Genomic DNA, 397 nt, shown 5'->3' on the forward strand with positions numbered 1-397 from the left:
CCCCCCCCCCCCCCCCCCCCCCCCCCCCCCCCCCCCCCCCCCCCCCCCCCCCCCCCCCCCCCCCCCCCCCCCGCCCTCCCCCCACCAGACGGCATACGAGATTTCCTGTACGGTCTCGTGGGCTCGGAGATGTGTATAAGAGACAGATGATCGCCTTCATCGTCGAGAAGGGCTTCAAGGGTTTCTCCGCCGGCACCAAGCTCGACAAGCTGGGCATGCGCGGCAGCAACACCTGGCCGCTGTTCTTCGACCTGTCTCTTATACACATCTGACGCTGCCGACGAAGAGAACCTAGTGTTTAGCTCGGGGGTCGGCGGATGAGGTGAGGGTGGGGGGGGGGGGGGGGGGGGGGGGGGGGGGGGGGGGGGGGGGGGGGGGGGGGGGGGGGGGGGGGGGG

The 397-nt window shown here is 73.0% G+C and carries 1 pseudogene; it reads left to right on the forward strand.

The features are described from left to right. A pseudogene (locus JHD63_RS25130) lies at nucleotides 1–272 on the forward strand (hypothetical protein); the annotation flags it as partial. Nucleotides 273–397: the final 125 nt, after the last annotated feature.

The organism is Xylophilus sp. ASV27 (assembly GCF_016428875.1).
Taxonomy (GTDB): Bacteria; Pseudomonadota; Gammaproteobacteria; order Burkholderiales; family Burkholderiaceae_C; genus Xylophilus.